At 72.5% G+C, this 18,592-nt stretch carries 17 protein-coding genes; 5 read left to right on the top strand and 12 right to left on the bottom strand.

Going from position 1 to position 18,592, the window contains the following annotated elements; translation table 11 throughout:
- Window positions 1-71: 71 nt before the first annotated feature.
- From ABD355_RS02610 to ABD355_RS02590, 5 genes are all read left to right on the top strand, one after another.
- Window positions 72-2,765 carry a bifunctional acetate--CoA ligase family protein/GNAT family N-acetyltransferase gene (locus ABD355_RS02610; protein WP_344398363.1) on the top strand — a complete coding sequence of 898 codons (2,694 nt, stop codon included), beginning with the start codon at window positions 72-74 and terminating at the stop codon, window positions 2,763-2,765.
- An 11-nt stretch (window positions 2,766-2,776) separates the two neighbouring features.
- On the top strand, window positions 2,777-3,508 hold the full coding sequence (locus ABD355_RS02605) for a CBS domain-containing protein (RefSeq protein WP_344398362.1): 732 nt from the start codon (window positions 2,777-2,779) through the stop codon (window positions 3,506-3,508).
- Between the two features lie 16 nt (window positions 3,509-3,524).
- The gene (locus ABD355_RS02600; protein WP_344398361.1) at window positions 3,525-4,034 is read left to right on the top strand and encodes a flavodoxin domain-containing protein; all 510 of its coding nucleotides are present in this window, start codon (window positions 3,525-3,527) and stop codon (window positions 4,032-4,034) included.
- A 212-nt stretch (window positions 4,035-4,246) separates the two neighbouring features.
- Window positions 4,247-6,307, top strand: coding sequence for a galactose-binding domain-containing protein (locus ABD355_RS02595; protein WP_344398359.1), 2,061 nt, complete (start codon window positions 4,247-4,249; stop codon window positions 6,305-6,307).
- A gap of 27 nt (window positions 6,308-6,334) precedes the next feature.
- Window positions 6,335-6,943, top strand: coding sequence for a TetR/AcrR family transcriptional regulator (locus tag ABD355_RS02590; RefSeq protein WP_344398358.1), 609 nt, complete (start codon window positions 6,335-6,337; stop codon window positions 6,941-6,943).
- Window positions 6,944-6,945: 2 nt separating this feature from the next.
- Here the strand turns inward: ABD355_RS02590 and hypE are convergent, their stop codons facing one another.
- The 12 genes from hypE to ABD355_RS02530 all read right to left on the bottom strand — a co-directional run bounded on the left by hypE (window position 6,946) and on the right by ABD355_RS02530 (window position 18,579).
- The gene (gene hypE / locus ABD355_RS02585) at window positions 6,946-7,977 is read right to left on the bottom strand and encodes a hydrogenase expression/formation protein HypE (RefSeq protein ID WP_344398357.1); all 1,032 of its coding nucleotides are present in this window, start codon (window positions 7,975-7,977) and stop codon (window positions 6,946-6,948) included.
- Window positions 7,974-9,077 (bottom strand): hydrogenase formation protein HypD, encoded by a 1,104-nt coding sequence (gene hypD, locus ABD355_RS02580; protein ID WP_344398356.1) that lies wholly within the window; start codon window positions 9,075-9,077, stop codon window positions 7,974-7,976. Before hypD ends, hypE begins: the two co-directional genes overlap by 4 nt.
- Before the next feature lie 16 nt (window positions 9,078-9,093).
- Window positions 9,094-9,714, bottom strand: coding sequence for a CBS domain-containing protein (locus ABD355_RS02575; protein WP_344398355.1), 621 nt, complete (start codon window positions 9,712-9,714; stop codon window positions 9,094-9,096).
- Window positions 9,707-11,080, bottom strand: coding sequence for a Ni/Fe hydrogenase subunit alpha (locus ABD355_RS02570; protein ID WP_344398354.1), 1,374 nt, complete (start codon window positions 11,078-11,080; stop codon window positions 9,707-9,709). Before ABD355_RS02570 ends, ABD355_RS02575 begins: the two co-directional genes overlap by 8 nt.
- Window positions 11,077-11,844, bottom strand: a complete 768-nt coding sequence (locus tag ABD355_RS02565; protein ID WP_344398353.1) for an NADH-quinone oxidoreductase subunit B family protein — start codon at window positions 11,842-11,844, stop codon at window positions 11,077-11,079. The genes ABD355_RS02570 and ABD355_RS02565 overlap by 4 nt, the downstream gene beginning before the upstream one ends.
- A 1-nt stretch (window position 11,845) precedes the next feature.
- Window positions 11,846-12,652 carry an FAD/NAD(P)-binding protein gene (locus tag ABD355_RS02560; protein ID WP_344398351.1) on the bottom strand — a complete coding sequence of 269 codons (807 nt, stop codon included), beginning with the start codon at window positions 12,650-12,652 and terminating at the stop codon, window positions 11,846-11,848.
- On the bottom strand, window positions 12,649-13,113 hold the full coding sequence (locus tag ABD355_RS02555; RefSeq protein WP_344398350.1) for a Crp/Fnr family transcriptional regulator: 465 nt from the start codon (window positions 13,111-13,113) through the stop codon (window positions 12,649-12,651). Before ABD355_RS02555 ends, ABD355_RS02560 begins: the two co-directional genes overlap by 4 nt.
- Window positions 13,113-14,243, bottom strand: a complete 1,131-nt coding sequence (locus ABD355_RS02550) for a 4Fe-4S dicluster domain-containing protein (protein WP_344398349.1) — start codon at window positions 14,241-14,243, stop codon at window positions 13,113-13,115. The genes ABD355_RS02555 and ABD355_RS02550 overlap by 1 nt, the downstream gene beginning before the upstream one ends.
- A gap of 369 nt (window positions 14,244-14,612) precedes the next feature.
- On the bottom strand, window positions 14,613-14,870 hold the full coding sequence (locus ABD355_RS02545; RefSeq protein WP_344398348.1) for a HypC/HybG/HupF family hydrogenase formation chaperone: 258 nt from the start codon (window positions 14,868-14,870) through the stop codon (window positions 14,613-14,615).
- Between the two features lie 6 nt (window positions 14,871-14,876).
- Window positions 14,877-17,168, bottom strand: a complete 2,292-nt coding sequence (gene hypF / locus ABD355_RS02540; RefSeq protein ID WP_344398347.1) for a carbamoyltransferase HypF — start codon at window positions 17,166-17,168, stop codon at window positions 14,877-14,879.
- Window positions 17,165-17,671 (bottom strand): hydrogenase maturation protease, encoded by a 507-nt coding sequence (locus tag ABD355_RS02535; protein ID WP_344398346.1) that lies wholly within the window; start codon window positions 17,669-17,671, stop codon window positions 17,165-17,167. The genes hypF and ABD355_RS02535 overlap by 4 nt, the downstream gene beginning before the upstream one ends.
- 77 nt (window positions 17,672-17,748) lie before the next feature.
- Entirely contained in the window at window positions 17,749-18,579 is an 831-nt protein-coding gene (locus tag ABD355_RS02530; RefSeq protein WP_344398345.1) for a universal stress protein, read from the bottom strand.
- Window positions 18,580-18,592 lie beyond the last annotated feature (13 nt).

Here is an 18,592-nt window from a genome sequence, read left to right as displayed (position 1 = left end):
CGGTCAGCCCCTGGGGCACCGCCCCGCTCCGCTGGACGCTCGAGGTGGAGAGAAACCTGGAGGAGACCGCGATGACGGACCACATGACCAGCGCGCCCCCGGTCCACGCCCTGCTCGCGGACGGCACCATGGTGTGCATCCGTCCCGCGGTGGCTGCCGACCACGCGCAACTACAGGGGCTGTACGAGGAGATGTCCCCGGAGAACCTGCGGTTGCGGTTCTTCGGACTCAGCCGGCGTTCCGCCGAAATGGCCGCCGATCGTGCCTGTGCCGCGCCCCATCGCGGATACCGCGCGCTGCTGGCCGAGCGGGCGGGTCAGGTGATCGGTCTCGCCGAGTACGACACCGGCGGCCTCGGCACCGAGGCCGACATGTCCATCGCCGTCGCCGACGGGCTGCACCACCGCGGCGTCGGCACCCTCCTCGTCGAACACCTCGTGTCCGCCGCACGCGCGGAGGGCATCACGTCGTTCACCGCCGACGCGCTGAGCGAGAACCGCGAGGTGCTCCGGCTCTTCTCCGACCTCGGCCTGCACATCGGCCGTCGCTTCGAGGGCCCCGAGGTGCGCTGCACCATCGCGCTCGACGAGGACGACACCTACTTCTCGGCGGTCGAGGAGCGCGGCCGGGCCGCCGACGTGCTCAGCCTGCGCCCCCTGCTGCGGCCGCAGGCGATCGCCGTCATCGGGGCCGGGCGCAAACCGGGCTCCGTGGGCCGGGCGATCCTGCACCATCTGAAGGCCGGCGGCTACACCCGCCGCATGTTCGCGGTGAACCCGGCCGCGACCTCCCTCCTCGGCGTGCCCTGCCACCCCTCGGTCAGCGCCCTGCCCCGGACCCCGGACCTCGCCGTCGTCGCCGTGCCCGCCGCCGCGGTACCCGCCACCGCCGAGGAGTGCGGCAAGGCGGGCGTACGGGCCCTGCTCGTGGTCACCGCCGGGCTTGACGCCGACCAGGCGCAGGCCCTGCTGGCGGCCTGCCGCACGTACGGCATGCGGCTGGTCGGCCCCAACTGCCTGGGCCTGTCCAACACCGACCCGGAGCTGAGCCTGGACGCGACCTTCGCCGCGAACCATCCGCGCCCCGGCACGGCGGGCGTGGCCGTGCAGTCCGGCGGGGTGGGCATCGCCCTCCTGGACGGGCTGTCCCGGCTGGGCATCGGCGTGTCGACCTTCGCATCGCTCGGTGACAAGTACGACGTCAGCGGCAACGACATGCTCCAGTGGTGGGAGAGCGACGGCCGCACCCGCCTGGCGCTGCTGCACCTGGAGTCGTTCGGCAACCCCCGGGCCTTCTCCCACACCGCCCGCCGCGTGGCGCGCCGTATGCCCGTGCTCACCGTCGACGCGGGGCGCACCGAAGCGGGCCGGCGCGCCGCCGCCTCGCACACCGCCGCGGCCGCCACCCGCACCATGACCCGCGCAGCACTCTTCACCCAGGCCGGCATCACCGCCACCCGTTCGGTCGGCGAACTCCTCGACGCAGCGGCCCTGCTGCACTCCCAGCCGCTGCCCGCCGGACCCCGGATCGCGATCGTCACCAACGCCGGCGGCGCCGGAGTCCTCGCCGCGGACGCCTGCGCCGAGGCCGGACTGACGGTGCCCGCGCCCACCCCGCACCTGATCGACGACCTGCTCGCCCTGCTGCCCGACGGCGCCGCCGCCCAAAACCCCGTCGACGCCACCGCGGCCGTCACGGAGGACCAGCTCGCGCAGTGCGTGGACCGCCTCATGCAACACGGCGACGCCGACGCCGTCCTGGTCGCCCTGGTGCCCACGGCGGTGGCCGCGGCCACCGGCGACGACCTCGTAAGGGCCGTGACCCGGCCGTCCGGACCCCGGCCGAAGCCGGTGGTCGCCGTACGCCTCGAACAGGCGCTGCCCGTGGAGCTGCTGCCCACGACCGACGGCGGCACCATCCCGTCGTACGCCGAACCGCAGGCGGCGGCACGGGCGCTGGCCCATGCCGTGCGCCGCACGGAATGGCTCGCCCGGCCCGCCGGGACCGTCCCGGCCCTCGACGGCGTCGACACGGCGCGCGCCCGCTCCGCCGTCGCGATCTACCTCGACGCACACCCGGACGGCGGCTGGCTGGGTCCGCGGGAGTGCGCCGCACTCCTCGACTGCTACCGCATACCCCAGTTGCCGTGGGCCTGGGCCGAGACCGAGGACGACGCCGTGCTCGCCGCGGACCGGCTGCGCGGCGCCGACGGCCGGGTGGTCATGAAGGGCCACTGGCCGGGCCTGCTGCACAAGAGCGCCGAACAGGCCGTCCATCTCGACCTGCGCGGCGACTCCCAAGTGCGGGCCGCCTTCCGGGACCTGGAGACCCGGTTCGCCGGCCTGCTGACGGGCGTGGTGCTGCAGCCGCTCGCCGACCGCGGCACCGAACTGTTCGCAGGTGTCGTCCAGGACGAGGTCTTCGGCCCGCTCGTGCTGTTCGGCCTCGGCGGCACCGCCACCGAGGTGCTCGCCGACCACGCCGCCCGTCTGGCCCCGCTCACCGGCCACGACGTGCACGACCTGATCACGGCGCCGCGCTGTGCTCCGCTCCTGTTCGGCGCGAACGGTGCGCGGCCCGTCGACCTCGAAGGCCTCGAACAGCTGCTGCTGCGCCTGTCCCGGATGGCGAGCGACCTGCCGCAGCTCGCCGAGGCCGACTTCAACCCCGTACTCGCGACACCGGGCGGAGTGACCGTGCTCGACGCACGGGTGCGCCTGCTGCCGCGCACGTCCCACGACCCGTATCTGCGCCGCCTGCGCTGAGGAGGAACGTCATGAAGCACAACAAGGTCGGCTCCGTGATGACCACGGACGTCGTCCGCGCGACGTACGGCACCCCCTTCAAAGAGGTGGCACGGCTGCTCGGCGAGCACCGCATCAGCGGCCTGCCGGTGGTCGACGAGGACGAGAAGGTCATCGGTGTCATCTCGGAGACGGATCTCATGGTCCGGCAGGCCGAGACGCCGGACCCGTTCGAGCCGAAGAAGCGCCACTGGCCGGCCTCGGTGACCCGTGCGTCCCGGCAGCGGGCCACGAAGGTCAGGGCGCGCACGGCCGGTCAGCTGATGACCGAGCCGCCCCTGACGGTGCACGCCGACAACACCATCGTCGAGGCGGCCCGCACCATGGCGCAGCACCACATCGAGCGGCTGCCCGTCCTCGACGAGGAGCACCGGCTGGTCGGCATCGTCACCCGCCGCGACCTGCTCCAGGTCTTCCTGCGGTCCGACGCGGACATCCGCACCGAGGTCGTCGAAGAGGTGCTGGTGCACGCGCTGTGGCTGCCGCCGCGCAGCATCGACGTCCAGGTGGTGGAGGGCGTGGTCACGCTATCCGGCCAGATGGAACGCAAGAGCGAGACGGAGATCGCCGTCTCCATGACCCGGCAGATCGACGGAGTCGTCGCTGTCGTCGACAAGCTCACCTACCGGCTGGACGACGCCAAGATCCAGCCCCAAGAGCAGGCCCTGCACGGCGTGGCCGACAACTGGCTGCGCAAGCTGTGAGAGGAGGCGGACCGCCATGCCGGGCAACGTACTGGTCGCCTACGGAACGACGAACGGATCGACCGCGCAGATCGCCGAGGCCGTGGCCGAGGTCCTGCGCAAGGAGGGACTGACGGCCACCGCACTGCCGGCCGGGGCCGTCGTCGACCTGACGGGGTACGACGCCGTCGTGGTCGGCGGCGGGCTGTACGCCGGACGCTGGCACAAGGACGCCCGCCGGTTCGTGCGCCGGCACCGCCGCGCACTGGCCGAGCGCCCGCTGTGGTTCTTCAGCAGCGGCCCGCTCGACGCCTCGGCGTCGGAGCGGGACATCCCGCCCGTGCCGGGTGTGCGCCGCGCGATGACCCGGCTCGACGTCAGGGGACATGTCACCTTCGGCGGCTGCCTGCAGGAGGGCGCCAAGGGCCGGATCGCCAAGATGATCGTGCGTAACGGAAAAGGTGGGGACTTCCGCAACTTCCCGGAGATCGAGGCATGGTCGGCGCGTGTCGCCGGCGAACTGGTGGCGGAAGGGGCGAAGAGCTGAACGGCGGCCGACGCATGGAATGCGATGCGGGCAGCTGAGGGGCACGGCCTCGTGGCGCGTGGCCGGCGCGAGTCGCGCACCATCAGGTCAAGCGTCCCGGACTCTTGACTCGGTAGGTGCCCGCACCCATCCTCGTCCCATGTCTTGCGCGGGTCATGACAACCTTATGGATTGGTCAACCGCGCGATCCCGCCGACCGAGGGACGTGGGCCGTGACGCCGACTCGACGCTCGTACCGCAGACGCAAGAACGTCACCGTGCTGTCGCTGCTTCTCTTCCTCCTGACCCTGACCTTCGGCCCCACGCCGAGTTCCGCGGCCGCAGACGACTGGTGGATCCCGGCCTCGCCCCCGGCCCCGGACGCCCAGATCAACGTCACCGGTGAGCCCTTCACCGGCACCGATTCCGCGGGCGACGTACGCGGATTCGTCGACGCGCACAACCACCTGTTCTCCAACGAGGCCTTCGGCGGGCGGTTGATCTGCGGGAAGGTGTTCTCCGAGGCCGGGGTCGCCGACGCGCTCAAGGACTGTCCCGAGCACTACCCCGACGGCTCCCTCGCGGTCTTCGACTACGTCACCCACGGCGGCGACGGCAGGCACGACCCGGTCGGCTGGCCGACCTTCAAGGACTGGCCGGCGTACGACTCGATGACCCATCAGGCGAACTACTACGCCTGGCTGGAGCGGGCCTGGCGCGGCGGGCAGCGGGTGCTCGTCAACGACCTCGTCACCAACGGCATGATCTGCTCGGTCTACCCGTTCAAGGACCGCAGCTGCGACGAGATGACCTCCATCCGGCTGCAGGCGAAGCTCACGTACCAACTGCAGGACTACATCGACAAGATGTACGGCGGCCCCGGCAAGGGCTGGTTCCGCATCGTCACCGACAGCGCACAGGCCCGTGAGGTGATCAAGCAGGGCAAGCTGGCCGTCGTCCTCGGCGTGGAGACCTCCGAGCCGTTCGGCTGCAAGCAGATCCTCGACATCCCGCAGTGCAGCAAGGCCGACATCGACAAGGGGCTCGACGAGCTGTACGGGCTCGGGGTGCGCTCGATGTTCCTGTGCCACAAGTTCGACAACGCCCTGTGCGGCATCCGCTTCGACTCGGGCGGCCTCGGAACCGCCATCAACGTCGGCCAGTTCCTGTCCACCGGCACCTTCTGGCAGACCGAGAAGTGCACCGGCCCCCAGCACGACAACCCCATCGGCACCGCCTCCTCCGCCGCGGCGAAGGACCTGCCGAAGGGCGTGGACATCCCCTCGTACGACTCCGACGCCCAGTGCAACAAACGCGGCCTCACCGACCTCGGCGCCTACGCCGTGCGCGGCATGATGAAACGCAAGATGATGCTGGAGATCGACCACATGAGCGTCAAGGCGGTCGGCCAGGCACTGGACATCTTCGAGGCCGCGTCCTACCCCGGCGTGCTCTCCTCGCACAGCTGGATGGACCTGAACTGGACGGAGCGCGTCTACTCCCTCGGCGGCTTCGTCGCCCAGTACATGCACGGCTCCCAGGGGTTCGTCGCGGAGGCCGCCCGCACCAAGGCGCTGCGCGACAAGTACCACGTGGGCTACGGCTACGGCACCGACTTCAACGGCATCGGCGACCACCCGGCCCCGCGCGGCGCCGACGCCCCGAACAAGGTTACGTACCCCTTCAAGAGCGCCGACGGTGGCTCGGTCATCGACCGGCAGACCACCGGTGAGCGCACCTTCGACTTCAACACCGACGGCGCAGCCCACGTCGGCATGATCCCCGACTGGATCGAGGACATCCGTCTCAACGGCGGCCAGGGCGTGGTGAACGACCTGATGCGGGGTGCCGAGTCCTACCTCGACACTTGGGGAGCGACCGAGCAGCACCAGGCGTCGGTCGACCTCGCCAAGGGCGCGGCGGCCACCGCCAGTTCGTCCGAGTGGAACCCGTTCACCAGCTACCAGCCGGCCCGGGTCGTCGACGGTGACGACGGCACCCGCTGGGCCAGCGACTGGAGCGACGACCAGTGGTGGCAGGTGGACCTCGGCGCAACCCACCGGGTCGGCCGGGTCACGCTGGCCTGGGAGCGCGCCTACGGCAAGTCGTACCGCATCGAACTGTCCACCGACGGCACCGAATGGCAGACCGTCTGGTCCACCACCTCCGGCGACGGCGGCCTGGACACCGCGCGCTTCACCGGCACACCGGCCCGCTACGTCCGCATCCACGGCCTGCAGCGCGGCACCGGCTGGGGATACTCGCTGTACGAAGTGGGCGTCCACAGCGCCTGAGGTCCCTCACCACCCCCGAGGACACACATGGCACGCATGCCGTCGGCCGAGCGGCGCAGACAGCTGACGGAAGCGGCGATCAGGGCGATGGCCCGGGACGGCGTCGCCAGGACGACGACCCGGTCCATCGCCGCCGAGGCGGGCGTGTCCCTGAGCGTCTTCCACTACTGCTTCGACTCCAAGCAGGCCCTGGTCGAGGCCGTCATCACCGCCCTCACCGACCACTCGGTGACCGTGGTGAAGCAGGCCCTTCGGCCCAGGGCCACCCTCGTGGAGACCGTCCGGGCCGGCTTCCAGGCCTACTGGGACCACGTCCGCTCCCACCCCGAGGAGCACATGCTCACCTACGAACTCACCCAGTACGCGCTGCGCGAGCCGGGTTTCGAGCACCTGGCGCGACGGCAGTACGAGCTCTACGGCGCCGCCTACACCGAGCTCATCGACGGGTTGCGCCGCACCATGGATCTCCAACTCGCGGTCCCGGCAACGGTGCTGGCCCGCTACCTGGCCGCCATGACCGACGGTCTGACGCTCAACTACCTCGTCCTCGGCGACGAGTCGGCCTGGACCGACATCCTCGACACGGTCACCACCCACATCGCGAACCTCGTCCACGACGACGCCGGCCGGTCCTAGCCTCAGCAGATCCGGGGCAGCTGCTCGCCCAGCGGCATGTCCACGATGCGCCGGGCGCCGACCAGCGTCCGCAGGGTGACCCGCCCGCGCGGCCCCTCCCGCAGCACCTCGCCGATCCGCACCGCCTGCGCCCCCTCCGGCAGCGACCGCAGGGCGGCCAGCGCCCCTTCGGCCGCGCCGGCGTCGACGAAGGCGACCAGGCAGCCCTCGTTGGCGACGACCAGAGGGTCCAGCCCGAGCAGGTCGCAGGCGGAGGCCACCGCCTCCGGCACCGGGACGGCATTCTCCTCGATCTCCACGGCGACGGACGAGTCCCGGGCGATCTCGTTCAGTGCGGCGGCCAGCCCGCCCCTGGTCGGGTCGCGCAGCACATGGATCGCGGCGCCCAGCGGCGCCAGGGCGCCGACCAGCCGGTGCAACGGCCGTGTGTCGGAGGCGATGTCGCTCTCGAAGCCGAGCCCCTCCCGGGTGCTGAGCACGGTCGTCCCGTGCAGCCCGACCGGCCCCGACAGCAGCACCACATCACCCGGGCGGCCCGACGCGGCCGACGGGCATAGCAGTTCGTGCCGCTGCCCGACGCCCGTGGTGTTGATGAACAGCCGGTCGGCCGCACCACGGCCCACGACCTTGGTGTCCCCGGTGATGACGGGCACGCCCACGTCCTGCGCCGCCTTGCCCAAGGAGGCCATGACGGAGCGCAGTTCGGCCAAGGGCAGGCCCTCCTCGACGATGAGGGACACGGACAGCGCGAGCGGCCGGGCGCCCCGCATGGCGAGGTCGTTGACCGTGCCGTGCACGGCGAGGGAGCCGATGTCCCCGCCGGGGAAGGACAGCGGGCTGACGACGAAGCTGTCGGTGCTCATCACCAGGCCGGGATGGCCGGGCAGCAGCGCGGCATCCTCCAGAGGGCCCGTGCCGCCCACGGCGGGCAGGACGAGCCGGTCGAGCAGCTCCGCCGTCAGGCGTCCGCCGGCGCCGTGGCCCAGCAGGACGACCTCGTCCTCGTGGTTCGGGGTGGGGCACTGGATGCTCATGCCGTGCTCCTCGTCGCAGTGCGTCCGGCCGCGTGGAAGGCGGCGCAGGTGCCCTCGGACGACACCATCGGCGCGCCCAGGGGGTGGCGGGGGGTGCAGCGGGTGCCGTAAGCGGCGCAGTCGGTGGGCAGCCTGGCCCCGGTGAGGATGGCGCCCGCGATGCACTCCGCGTCCTCGACGGGGCACAGCCCGCCCACGTCGAAGCGGTGGGCGGCGTCGAACTGCCGGTACTGTTCGGCGAGTTCGAGACCGCTGTCGGGCAGTGCCCCGATACCACGCCAGGCGCGGTCGGTGACCCGGAAGACCGCCCGGACGGCGTCCTGGGCGTCGGTGTTGCCGGAACGGCGCACGGCGCGCACGTACTGGTTCTCCACCTCGGCCCGGCCGGCCTCCAGCTGTCGTACGGCCATCAGGATGCCCTCGAGCAGGTCCAGCGGCTCGAAGCCGGTGACCACGATCGGCACCCGGTAGCGGGCGGCGATCGGCTCGTACTCGGTCCAGCCCATGACCGCGCACACATGCCCCGCCGCCAGGAACGCCTGCACCTCGCAGTCGGGGTCGTCGAGCAGCGCCGTCATGGCGGGCGGCACGAGGACATGGCTGACCAGCATCGAGAAGTTCGTCAGCCCGAGGTGGGCCGCATGCAGTACGGCCATCGCATTGGCCGGCGCGGTCGTCTCGAAGCCGACCGCGAGGAACACCACCTCCCGGTCGGGCCGGTCGGCGGCCAGGCGCACCGCGTCCATCGGGGCGTACACCACCCGTACGTCCGCGCCCCGCGCCCGCAGCGACAGCAGGTCGGTGTCCGTGCCGGGCACGCGCAGCATGTCGCCGAAGCTGGTGAGGATCACGCCGGGCCGGGCGGCGATCGCCATGGCCCGGTCCAGCGTCTCCAGCGGGGTCACGCAGACCGGACAGCCGGGCCCGTGGATCATCCGCATCCCGGCGGGCAGCAGCTCGTCGATGCCCTGGCGCACCAGCGTGTGCGTCTGCCCGCCGCACACCTCCATGATCCGCCAGGGCCGGGTGGCGGTCTGCCGCAGCTCGTCCAGCAGCCGCCGGGCGAGGACGGGATCGCGGTATTCGTCGAGGTACTTCATCGGCCCTCCGCGTGCGTCATCGATGCGAGAGATCGAGCCGGATGTCCACGACCCCCTCCACCGCCCGCACCGCCCGCGCCACCACGGGCACGAGCATCCGGTCGGGCAGACGGCCGCCGAGCGTGACCACGCCCTCCTTCACGCTCACGGTCAGGGGGGTGAGGACCGGGAGCTGGCCCAGCACGCTGTGCCGGATCTCGTCGGCGATCTCCTCGTCGTCCCGGAGGAAGACCTTGAGCAGATCACTACGGCTGACCACGCCCTGGAGCAGGCCGACCCCGTCCACGACGGGCAGCCGCTTGACATGCCGGCGGGCCATGATCCGGGCGGCCTCGGCCAGCGAGGCGTCGGCGTGCACGGTCACGGCCGGGGTGCTCATCAGCTCGCCCGCGGTGATCGCGCCGGCCTTCCTCCGGACTTCCGGATCACCCTCCTCGGTGTCCCGGAACTCCTCCTTGGCCATCAGATCGGCCTCGGAGACCACCCCCACGACCCGGCCCTCGCCCGCCAGGACCGGCAGGGCGCTGACCTTCCACTGGTCGAGCAGTTCGACGATCTCCTTGAAGGGCGCCTCACTGCCGACGGCGACGACGGTGTGCGTCATCACATCGCTCACGGTGTACGGAGATTCAGGCATCGCAGCCTCCCGAAATGTCGTGCGGGGTGTCCGATGAGGTACGGACGACCGTCAGGTCGAGGAAGTGGGTGGAGCACGAGATGCACGGGTCGTGATTGCGGATCGCCCGCTCGCACAAGGCCGTCAACTCGGCGTCGTCCGGGTCGCGTTCGCCGATCGCCCGCTGGGTCAGCCGACGCAGGTCGTCCTCGATCGCGCCCTGGTTCTGTGCCGTCGGCGGCACCAGCAGCGCACTGGTCACCAGACCGTCCGCGTCCAGTTCGTAGCGGTGATAGAGGAGTCCGCGGGGCGCCTCGGTGGCGCCGTGGCCGACGCCCGCGACCGGAGGTACGTCCGTGTACGGCTGTGAGGGCGGCTCGTAGGCGTCGATGATCCGCAGCGCCTCCGCGACGGCGTACACGCTCTCCACCGCCCGCACCAGGATCGACCGGAACGGATTGCGGCACACCGCGCCCTCGCGCGGATCGCCCAGCCCCGCCTCGACGGCCGCCTCCAGCGCCACCGGCGACAGCCGTGCACCGCCGATCGCGAACCGGGCGAGCGAGCCGGTGAGATGCAGCCGGCCGTCCAGTCGCGAGTGCAGCGCCGTGGAGTGCTCCACATGGGTCTCGGTGACATGCCCGGTGAACTCCCGCACGGGGAAGGAAGCGGTGGAGCCGTCCGCGCGCAGCACCGTCGGCGTACCGCCTTCGATGGCATAGGTGTCCGGGGCGGCCAGCGCCAGCAGGTCGGCCTCGACCTCGGCATCCGGGAACTCGAAGCCGGCCACCCAGCGCACGGTCTCCCACGCATCGTCCAGCGCCTGCTTCAACTGCTCGGCGAGCGGCCTCAGTTCGGCACGCGTCGGCACCCGGTGGAAGCCGCCCAGCCGTACGTTGACGGGGTGCACGGCCCGCCCGCCGATCAGCTCCATCAGGGAGTTGCCCGCCTTCTTGAGCCTGAGTCCGCGCTCGACGTCCGCCCGGTGGGTGCGGGCCAGCTCGATCGCGCTCGCACGGCCCAGGAAGTCCGGGGCGTGCAGCAGATAGATGTGCAGGACCTGGCTCTCGATCCACTCCCCGCAGTACAGCAGCCGGCGCAGGTCCCGGATCACCGGGTCGACCGTCACCCCGCACGCGTCCTCGATCGCCGCGCACGCGCTCATCTGATAGGCCACCGGGCAGATCCCGCACACCCGCGCCGTGATGTCCGGCGGCTCGGTGTACGAACGCCCGCGCAGGAACGCCTCGAAGAAGCGCGGCGGTTCGTAGATCTCCAGCCGTGCGTCGGTGACCGTGCCGTCGTGGACGTTCAGACGCAGGGCGCCCTCGCCCTCGACCCGGGACAGCGAGCCGACGTGCAGGACACGGGATCCGCGGTGCGTCACTTGCCCAACTCCTCTTCGAAAGCCGCCGTGTTGAAGGTGTGCAGGAACCGCTCCACGTCGTCCTCGTCGAGGCCGTCGCGGCGCAGCAGCGGGATCAGCGCGGGCAGGTTCACCGACCCGGACGGGCCGAAGCAGCCGAAGCAGCCGCGGTGGTAGGCCGGGCAGAGCGCACCGCACCCGGCGTGCGTGACCGGACCGAGGCACGGCGTGCCGTGGGCGACCGTCACACAGACCGTGCCGCGCCGCTTGCACTCGAAGCACACGCTGTGGTTCGGCACGTCCGGCCTGCGGCCGGCGAGGAACGCGGTGATCACCTCGATGAGCTGCCTGCGGTCGATCGGGCAGCCGCGCAGCTCGAAGTCGACGTCCACATGGGCCGAGACGGGGGTGGAGGTGGCGAGGGTGGAGATGTACTCGGGGTGTGCGTAGACCGTGCGCCGGAACTCGTCGACGTCCGCGAAGTTCCTCAGAGCCTGGATGCCGCCGGCCGTGGCGCACGCCCCGATGGTCACCAGGTGGCGCGAGGCGGCGCGGATCGCCCGGATCCGCCCGGCGTCCTCGGCCGTGGTGATCGAGCCCTCGACGAGGGAGAGGTCGTAGGGGCCCTCTTCCACCGCGCTGGAGGCCTCCAGGAAGTGCGAGATGTCCACCTCGCCCGCCAGCGCCAGGAGTTCGTCCTCGCAGTCCAGCAGGGTGAGCTGGCAGCCGTCGCAGGAGGCCAGCTTGAACACCGCGAGCCGGGGCCTTGTCCTGGTGGCGGTCATCTCACAACTCCCTTACGGAGAGAAGGGGTTCCGCGCATCCCCAGTCCACGACGGGACCCGCCCGGCACACCAGCAGGGGACCGAGCTGGCAATGGCCGCAGTGCCCGGTCGCGCACCGCATGTTCCGCTCCAGCGAGACCTGGATGCGGTCGCGGGGCACACCGCGGTGGGCGAGTTCGCGGGCTGTGGCCCGGATCATCGGCTCGGGACCGCACACGTACGCCGTCGTCTCCTGCGGCTCGAACTGCGCCCGCCCGAGCAGCTGGGTGACCACGCCGACGTCGCCCCGCCAGTCGACCTCGGGCCGGTCCACCGTGACGCCGGTGTACGCGGTGGCCCAACTGACCACCTCCGCCCGGGCGATCAGGTCGCTCGGGGTGCGCGCACCGATCAGGACGTTCACACGCCCGTACGCGGCCGGCTCGGCCAGCACCGCCAGGATCAGCGGCCGCAGCGGCGCGAAACCGATGCCGCCCGCCACGACCACGACGTCACGTCCGCGCGCCCGCGCCGACTCCCAGCCGGTGCCGTAGGGGCCGCGGATGCCGAGGACATCACCCACCCGGGCCGCGCACAGCCCGTCGGAGACCGCGCCCACCGAGCGGATCGTGTGCGCGAGGCCGCCGGTGGCCTGCACGGAGCTGACGGACACCGGAATCTCGCCACGCCCGAAGGAGTGCACCATCGCGAACTGCCCCGGCAGGAAGTCGGGGAGTGGGGTGGCCACCGGTTCGAACCGGAGCGTGACCGTGTCGGCGGTCTCCGCCCGGCGGGCGACCACCCGGTGGGGCACCGGCAGCGCGGTCATCGCTCGTCCTTCGTGTCGTAGATGCCGTACAGGTCGACCAGCCGGGCGCGGGCCGCATTGAGCCGGTGGGCCAGCACCCGCCCGACCCAGTGCTCCACGGCACGCCCGAACCCGGGGTCGTCCAGGCACATCAGACGGACGGCGACGGCATCGAACTCGTAGGCCTGCAAGGGCGTGACGGCCCCCGCGCCGAGCTGCCACACGAACGGCTCGTACAGCCAGGACCAGCCGAGGAGATCGCCGACGCCGAGCGTCTCGACGACCGGCGGGCGGCGGCCGGGAACGTGGATGTCGAGGGCGGCCGTCCCACTGCGGATGATCCAGAACCGGTTCGCGTGCCCGCCCTCCTCGAAGAGGCGGCTGCCCTGCGGGAAGGTGGCCTCGCGGCCGACCCGCAGCAGCCGCTCGCGGTGCTCGGCGGGCAGGGCGTGGTTCATGCGCAGGGCGATCGAGGGGGGCATCAGTCCGACTCCGTTCCGCGTTCGGCCTGCAGCGCGGCCACTTCCTCCGTGATGTCGATGCCGACCGGGCACCAGGCGATGCAGCGCCCGCAGCCCACGCATCCGGTCGTGTCGAACTGGTCGTGCCAGGTCGAGAGCTTGTGGGTGAGCCACTGCCGGTAGCGGCTGCGGGGCGTTTGGCGCACCGAGCCGCCGTGCAGATACGAGAAGTCCAGGTCGAAGCAGGAGTCCCAGCGCTGCCAGCGCTCGGTGTGGTCACCGGTCAGATCGGTGACTTCCTCCGTGGTGGTGCAGAAGCAGGTCGGGCACACCATGGTGCAGTTGCCGCAGGTCAGACAGCGCTCGGCGACGTCGTTCCAGCGTTCGGCGTCCAGGCTCGCGCCCATCAGGGAGCGCAGGTCGACCGGGGGCAGTGAGCGGCCCATCCGGTCGCGGGCCGCGTCCACCGAGGCGCGGGCGGTGGCCTCCGTGACCAGGTCGGCGCCGTGGTGCGGAACCCGGTCCAGCAGCCGGGCGCCTTCCTCGCTGCCCACACGCACCACGAAACGGTGCCCGCCCTGGTCGACCACCTCGGTGAGTGCGAGGTCGTAGCCGGGGTCGGCGGCGGGTCCTCCACCGGTGGAGACGCAGAAGCAGGTGGCGCCGGGCTCGGTGCACTCGGCGGCGATCAGCAGCGCACCTCGGCGCCGCTTCCCGTAGCCGGTGTCCTCGTAGCGGCCGCCGGTCAGCACGCGGTCCTGGATGGCGATGGCCCGCAGGTCGCAGGGCCGGACACCGAGGAAGGCGTATGCCGGGGCCGCGGGCTCGTGCGCGGTGAACGTCACCTCGCCCTCGGCCGTCCGGTCGGCGCTCCACAGCTGCTCACGGGACGGATGCAGGAAGTTCTTCCAGGACTGCGGGCCCGCGCTGTGCGCGAAGACGGCGCCGTCCTCGCGGGGCACCAGGCGGTACCGTCCGGCCTCCAGCTCGACACCCCAGCCGTACGGCAGGGCATCCGCGGAGGTCAGCTCGGACAGCACGATCGCACCGTCGCGGACGGTCGGCCCGACGACGGTCCGTCCGTCCGCCACCAGCACCGCGACCAGGGCACTGAGCCCGTCCCGATCGAGCACGGCCGGGGCTGCGCTCATGTCGTTCCTCCTCGTCGCTGACTCCACTCTCAGCTTCTGACGGCGCCCGCCGCGTCAGGCAGGGGCCAACTGGCCCAGCCGCACAAGCCGACCGGACCTGCGGCGCCCCGAAAGGGGCGCGGGGCCGTATCGATGTGCGGCTCCGCCGCGTGGGCGGGCTCAGCCACAGACGGCTCGCGGCCGGCACCTGGCTTGCGGCCGGCATGTGGGCTGCGGTCGGCACGTGGCTTGCAGGAACGCCAGGCAGTGGGCCCGCCGGATGCAGCGCCGGGCCGAGCGTGCCTCGCGGCGCGCCCACCGCGGGCGGCGGCCGGCACGTGGCTCGCGGCGGAGACATGGCCTGCCGCCCATCGCTCCGCCGGCCGAGCACTAGGGAAGGGCCTCGCCCAGTTCCCCCTCAACGGCCCCCGCCATGGCCCGCAGCACGTCCAGCGTCCGTCGAGCCTCCGCTTCGTCGACCAAGGTGATCGCAAATCCGACGTGCACGATCACGTACGCGCCCACATCCGCCTCGGGCGTGCAGCTCAGACAGACCTCGCGCCGTATCCCGCCGAAATCCACCGTGGCCATCCGCAGCCCCGCATCGTCGTGGATCTCCACAACCCGTCCCGGGATGCCCAGGCACATGTGTGCTCACCTCTCTCCGGCCAGCCGTGCGGCGGCGACCGCCGCCTGGCCGTAACTGATGCCGCCGTCCCCGACCGGGACCTGACCGCCGACCAGCACCCGCAGCCCCTGTGCGTGCAGCCGCCGCCTCACCTCCGTCAGCAGACGGCGGTTGACGAAGCAGCCACCGCCGAGACACACCGTGCGCGGCGCGCCCTCGGCCACCGCGCGCGCGACGAGCTCCGCGGTGACGATCCCGAGCGTCATATGGAAGGCCGCGGCGAGCCGCGCCACCGGCTCCCCGTCCAGCCGCCGCTCCAGCAGATCGGCCAGCGTCGGCGCGGAGTCGTACACCCACAGACCCTGCGCCCGGACCACCCGATGGGCCAGGGCCGCGGCGTGCTCGGCGCCCGCGGCCGCTTCGAGCAGGACGGCCGCCTCGCCCTCGTAGCCGGCCCGGTCGCACAGCCCCAGCAGTGCGGCGACCGTGTCGAAGAGCCGTCCGGCGCTGGAGGCGCGCGGGCAGTTCACGCCCCGGGCGACCATCGCGCGTACGGCGGAGACCTCGGCCGGATCGAGCCGGTCCGTGAAGGCGCGGGTGAGCCAGGGATACGGACGCGGCGAGCCCAGCGTCTCGGCGCCGAACAGCTGGCCCAGCGCCGTGCGGGAAGGATGGCGTACCGCCGCGTCGCCGCCGGCCAAGGGCGCGGTCGCGAACCTGCCCACGCGACGGTAGCCGCTCAGATCGGCGACGAGGATCTCGCCGCCCCACAGCGTGCCGTCGTCGCCCAGTCCCAGGCCGTCGTAGGCGACACCGAGGAAGTGCCCCTGCACGCCGTGCTCGGCCGCGCAGGCGGCCACGTGCGCGTGATGGTGCTGCACCGCGATGCGGCGCAGCGGCTGCGCCTCGGCCCACTGCGTGGACAGATAACCGGGGTGCAGGTCGTGGGCGAGGACCGCGGGTTCGATGCCGGTGAGGCGCTTGAGGTGCTCGTACGACGCCAGAAACGCCTCATGGGCGGCCACATCGGCCAGATCTCCGGTGTGCGGACCGAGATGGGCCCGGCCGTCGGCGGCCAGGGTGAAGGTGTGCTTGAGCTGGGCGCCGGCCCCGGCGACCGGCTCACGCACGGACAGCGGCAAGGGGGCGGGGGCCAGCCCGCGGGCCCGGCGGACCGTGATCCGGATCCGCCCGGTGAACTGCACCACCGAGTCGTCGTAGCGGGAGCGGATCGGCCGGTCGTGGGTGAGGAAGCCGTCCGCGACACCGGCCAGCGTGCGCCGGGCGTCGGTGTCGTCGACGGCGATCGGCTCGTCGCTGAGGTTGCCGCTGGTCACCACGAGAGGACGTGCCAGCTCGTCGAGGAGGAGGTGGTGCAGGCCGGTGGTGGGCAGGAACAGTCCGACGCGGCCCAGGCCGGGGTGCACCTCGTGGGCGAGCGGGGCAGTGCCGTGCCACCGGCGCCGGGCGAGCAGTACCACCGGGCGCTCCGGGGACGTCAGCGCCTGCTCCTCCGCGGCGCCGATCCGCGCCAGGCGGGTGGCCGTGCCGAGGTCACGGACCATGACCGCGAACGGCTTCGTCGGACGGTGCTTGCGGCGCCGCAGCTCCGACACGGCCGCCGGATCGCCCGCGTCGCACACGAGCTGGTAGCCGCCGAGCCCCTTCAGCGCGACGATCCCACCCGCCTCGACGGTCTTCACCGCCGCCCGCAGCGCCTCCTCACCGCGCAGGTCCTCCCAGGCCAGCCGGGGACCGCAGGCGGGGCAGGCGACGGGTTCGGCGTGGAAGCGCCGGTCGCGCGGATCGGCGTACTCGGCGGCGCACCGGGCACACAGCGGGAAGCGGCGCATGCTGGTGCGGATCCGGTCGTAGGGCAGGTCCTCGATGATCGTGGCGCGCGGCCCGCAGTCCGTGCAGTTGATGAACGGGTAGCGGTGGCGGCGGTCGCGAGGGTCGTGCAGCTCGGCCAGGCAGGCTTCGCAGATCGCCGCGTCGGGCGGGATCTCGCGCGGCGCCGCGTCCATGCCTACGGGTGCGCTGTGTCGTACCTGGAAACCCCGGCCATACGTCTGCTCAGGTGTGCCCTCGCCGCTCAGCCGGACGCGGCGCACCCGGGCGAGGGCCGGCGCGTCGGTGCGCAGCCGGATCGCGAACTCGTCAATGGTGCCCGGCGGTCCCGTGACCTCGCCCTCCACGTGCCCGTTGACATTGGCCACCCAGCCGTCCAGGCCGAGCGCGGACGCGGTGCGGTACACGAAGGGGCGGAAGCCGACGCCCTGGACGATCCCCTCCACATGGAAGCGCCGCACGGTCATGCCGGCCTCCCGGCCGCGGTCTTCCGGTACCGGTCGAGCTCGGACTCGACGGCCCGGCCGAGGGGTTCCACGGCGTCCTCGACGGCGGGGGAGAGGCCGGTGCCCAGCGCGCTCTCGGCGCCCTCCACGGCGTACACGACGAGGTGCGCGGGCAACACGCCAAGCGCACGGGCGAGTTCGACGGCCTCGCCGAGACCGAGGCCGTGCGAGCTGGTCGTCTGCGGCTGCGCCAGGAGACCGCCCGCGAGTTCGAGGCGGTGCACACGGCCGGGCACGCCCGGGTGGGCATGGGCGGCGTCCACGACCACCGCGAGATCCGCGCCCTCCCACAGCCCGATCAGCCGTCCGGGCTCGCCGTCGCAGGTCGCGAGCACGGTCCCCGGCGGCAGCGGCCGCTGGGCGGCCCGTTCGCGCAGCCGGGCGAGCACGGCCCAGCCCACGCCGTCGTCGCGCCGGAACTCGTTGCCGACGCCGATGACGGCGATCCGCGCACGCGTCCTCATGGTCCTCACGGTGCGCCGACGCCATCCGGTCCTACAGGGGCCGAACGACCCAAGCGCCGGGGCCGACCCTCCCCCGATCATGCGGGGACGACGGCCACCGGGCGACGGGAGCGCTCCAGCAGCTCCCGGAGGGTGGCACCCGGGGCGGAACGCCGCCCGACCACCACCAGCTCGGCACCTTCCGAGGCGTGGACCAGGGCCTCCACCGGGGGGAACAGCATGACGTCCTCGAGGACGTCGACGTCGGGGTACTTCGTGCGCCACGGCCGCAGCACGTCGGACAGCAGCTGCACCTCCTGGTCCTCCCAGGTGGCGCGGTCCTCCTCCAGCACGGGGAAGGGCGAAGCGGCAGCGGCCGCGGGCAGCTTCCAGGCGTACACCGCATGCAGCCGTGCACCGCGCAGCCGGGCCGCCTCGAAGGCGAAGTCGAGCGGGCCGCCGACCGGGTCCCGGACGTCGACGCCGACGGTCACGCCGGCGGACGGGCGCGGCGGACCCTGGCCGTCGAGCGGACCGGGCACCAGGACCACCGGCCCGGCGGACCCCTCCGCCAGGCGCGCTGCGGTGGCGCCCACCGTGCTCCCGGCGCCACCGCCCTCGCCACGCCGGCCGAGCACGACCAGCTCCGCCTCCTCGCCCACAGCACGCAGGACGGGGGCGGGCATCCCGGTGTGGCTCTCGCCGCGCACCCGCAGCGCCGGGTGCCGCTCGACGAGTTCGGCCACCACGTGGTCCGCCACGGCCGCCGGACGGTACGGCCACTGCTCCACCGGGTCCAAGGGGGCCGGCGGTACCACGTGCACCACCCGCAGGGGCAGCCCGCGCAGCAGCGCCTCGCGTGTCGCCCACTCGGCCGCGGCACGGCTGCATGCCGACCTGTCGACACCGGCGATGATCACTCGTTGCATGGTGTGCCGCCTT

Origin of the sequence: Streptomyces longisporus (assembly GCF_039532765.1) — a bacterium.
GTDB classification, from domain to species: Bacteria; Actinomycetota; Actinomycetes; order Streptomycetales; family Streptomycetaceae; genus Streptomyces; species Streptomyces longisporus.
Note: the sequence above shows the minus strand (reverse complement) of the source record. Positions and strands in the feature narration are given on the sequence as shown.